This is a genomic window from Coleofasciculus sp. C1-SOL-03 (assembly GCF_040220555.1).
Taxonomy (GTDB): Bacteria; Cyanobacteriota; Cyanobacteriia; order Cyanobacteriales; family Coleofasciculaceae; genus Coleofasciculus.
The window spans coordinates 1-3,116 of record NZ_JAVJUO010000170.1 but is presented as its reverse complement, the minus strand read 5'-3'; the positions used below and the strand labels follow the sequence as shown (position 1 = coordinate 3,116).

Genomic DNA, 3,116 nt, shown 5'->3' with positions numbered 1-3,116 from the left:
TATTGAGCGGGTTTAGCTTTTACCTTAAACTCAAAAACTATCATTGTCTCTGCTCAAGATTATGATAACTACTCTAGCATAACTAGACCAATCGCGCCAGCCACAACTAAAGTTGTTGGGTTAAACCTTGCTCGGTTTCATATAATCCTTAGATTAACTCAGCTTCTGTTGACTGACCAGTGTGGATTTCCCAATACCTGATTCCGGGAGACAAGAGAGATGAGGGAGGACACAGACCGAGATCTGAGTCACCTCAAAACCACGCCCTCGAACGAAGTGACGGGTCACAACTCACCACTTTCCCGTCCCCATCTCCCTAGTCATCAATCAAAACCTAAATCACCGTTCCATCAGGAATTACAGCATTTTTGAGAACAACGACAATGCCATTGCGGATCAAAAAGCCCTGTTTTTCACGTTCAGCTTCCTCAACACGATCTTTGTTCACAATTTGAACATCGCGACCAATCCGAGCATTTTTGTCAATGATGGCACGGCGAATGGTAGTTCCTGCACCAATCCCTAACGGTACACGTCCAGTTTCTACATCGGATTGACGTTCGGCAAAGGGTTCATAGAAGTCACATCCCATAATCAACGTGTCTTCAATCACACAACCCGCTTCAATGCGAGAGCGAACTCCCAATACCGAGTGATGGATACGACAATCTTTAAGAATACAACCTTCTCCAATAATCGATTGCGTCACATGACTATCCAAAAGTTTAGTCGGAGGCAAATAACGGGCGCGAGTATAAATCGGTGCCTCTTTGTCGTAGAAACTAAACGGTGGCTGGGGTTGGCGAGTTAACGCTAAATTGGCATCATAGAAGGCTTCAATGGTACCAATGTCTTCCCAGTAGTCGTTGAACAAGTAGGCTTGAACGTTATGATCTCCTGATGCCCCTGGGATGATTTCTTTACCAAAGTCGGTTTGTTCGGGGTTGGCTTGCAACAACTTAATCAACGCCTCTTTACTAAAGACGTAAATTCCCATCGAGGCAATATAGGGTTTTTCCTTTGCCTCATCGGGTTTCAACCCTAAAACCGTCGTATCCACCTGCATTTGCTTCAGCGCATCCCCTTTGGGCTTTTCACTGAAATCAATTACCCTGCCGGTGTGATCAATTTTCATCAAACCAAAACTGGTTGCCAGTTTTTCACCGATAGGCACCACAGAAAGGGTGATATCAGCTTTCGTTTCACGATGGTGTTCCACGAAATGGCGATAGTCCATCCGATAAAGATGGTCGCCGGACAGAATGATATATTCATCAACATCCCACTCCTCTAGGAGCCACAAATATTGACGAACCGCGTCTGCTGTACCCTGAAACCAACTAGGATTTTCAGCCGTTTGCTGGGCAGCTAGAACTTCAACAAATCCGTCGGTAAAGCCAGCAAAGTTATATGCACGGGCAATGTGCCGATTCAAGGATGCTGAGTTAAATTGGGTAAGAACGTAAATTTGATAGATCTCGGAGTTGATGCAGTTACTGACCGGAATGTCAATCAGGCGGTACTTACCCGCCAAGGGAACAGCCGGTTTAGCCCGCAGCTTGGTCAATGGATAAAGGCGGGTGCCCGCGCCACCTCCGAGAATGATACCTAATACTCTTTTCACGAAACACCTCTGGAATGCCGATAGACTCTCAAGTCTTAGTGTCCGCTTGTGTGGAAATCTTTTCAAGAGGGTAAGGGAGAAAGTTGACTCTCTCCAAAGAAAGAAAAACTCAAAAAACGGCGGGAATAGAGGCACTCCAGAGACTTCTACCCCAACTAGAGTAATGATTTGAGCCAGGTGTCCCCCGCAACGCTGGGGTTGAACTTGTGAGTTCTACGCCGTTATTATAAATTTCCATTACATTAGGATCAAGAATGGCAAAGGAAGTGAGAGATGTCAGCACAACTGTTACTGGTCGATGACGAACCGGGCGTTCGGGTGGCGGTCAAAGAGTATTTAGAAGAGGTGGGCGGGTTTAGCGTCGATGTTGCTAGTAATGCCAATGATGCGTGGCAAATGTTGCAACAAAAAACTCCCGATCTGGTGATTACCGATATTATGATGCCTCAAGTCGATGGGTATCAGTTTCTCAAGAAGCTGCGAGAAGACCCGCGTTTCAAATCATTGCCAGTGATCTTTCTCACGGCTAGAGGCATGACTACAGACCGAATTCAAGGCTATCAGGCAGGTTGTGATGCTTATCTGTCTAAACCGTTTGATACGGATGAATTGGTCGCCATGGTACAGAATTTGTTGGAACGTCGTGCCGCTACGGCACAGGAAACGGCGGGTACGGCAGATTTAGGGAATATCGAAAAAGAGCTGACCGCGATTCGGGAAATGTTAGCTCAACGGGGTAATATTTCCCAAACTCCGCCCCCCATCCGCATTGATTTTACGCCGCGAGAGCAAAGTGTATTGGATTTGGTTGCTCAAGGGCTGATGAACAAAGAAATTGCTAGCCGCTTGGAAACCAGTGTTCGCAATGTGGAAAAATATGTCAGTCGCTTGTTTAGCAAAACTGGAACCAATAGCCGCACCGAGTTAGTCCGCTATGCCCTGGAACATGGTTTGACCCAGTAAAACCTGTTCCCTAAGAGGGCATGACTCAAACGTTTCCGACCACCTCTGCGCCAGCAGGGAGAGCATAGGTGGTTCTAGAGGTAAGACGTGGAACTAGGGTGAGCAGAGCAGTCTACCGGACAAAACCTAACCAAACCCCAAGGACAACAGCTCTCCACTGGGGCTAAATGCCTGACCAATCACCTTCACCTGAGATAACGTCTCAATCCAAACTCTTGCCCCACAACGCTTTGGGTGATCAGGACGATACACCACCCGACAAGACCCTGTAATCTCCACACCATGAGCGTAAATATTACTCGACCCGCGCTTCACTGTAATCACCGGAGCGCGATCGCCACTCTTGTGATTTTGGCGAATCTGTCTTTGATTGACATGGATAATCGTCATGGTTATCCAAAACTTTGACGTTTTGAACTTAAGTAGGAACGGAGACCATAAACTCCCGCCGAGCCTAAAAGCTCCAAGTTGTGTGCCGCATTGTGGTCAGCATGGGCAAGGTAGCCACAATGAACACACCTAAAAGAGT

2 protein-coding genes and 1 pseudogene are annotated in these 3,116 nt (G+C 47.0%); 1 reads left to right on the top strand and 2 read right to left on the bottom strand.

What is annotated here, in order from left to right; genetic code table 11:
* Window positions 1–334: 334 nt before the first annotated feature.
* Window positions 335–1,624, bottom strand: coding sequence for a glucose-1-phosphate adenylyltransferase (locus RIE73_RS26735; protein ID WP_446404064.1), 1,290 nt, complete (start codon window positions 1,622–1,624; stop codon window positions 335–337).
* A 273-nt stretch (window positions 1,625–1,897) separates the two neighbouring features.
* Here RIE73_RS26735 and RIE73_RS26730 point away from each other — a divergent pair, with 273 nt between their 5' ends.
* Window positions 1,898–2,587 carry a response regulator transcription factor gene (locus tag RIE73_RS26730; protein WP_446404063.1) on the top strand — a complete coding sequence of 230 codons (690 nt, stop codon included), beginning with the start codon at window positions 1,898–1,900 and terminating at the stop codon, window positions 2,585–2,587.
* 126 nt (window positions 2,588–2,713) lie between these two features.
* On the opposite strand, the pseudogene RIE73_RS26725 reads toward RIE73_RS26730, so the two are convergent.
* Window positions 2,714–2,980 (bottom strand): annotated as a pseudogene (locus tag RIE73_RS26725) (hypothetical protein); the annotation flags it as partial.
* Window positions 2,981–3,116: the final 136 nt, after the last annotated feature.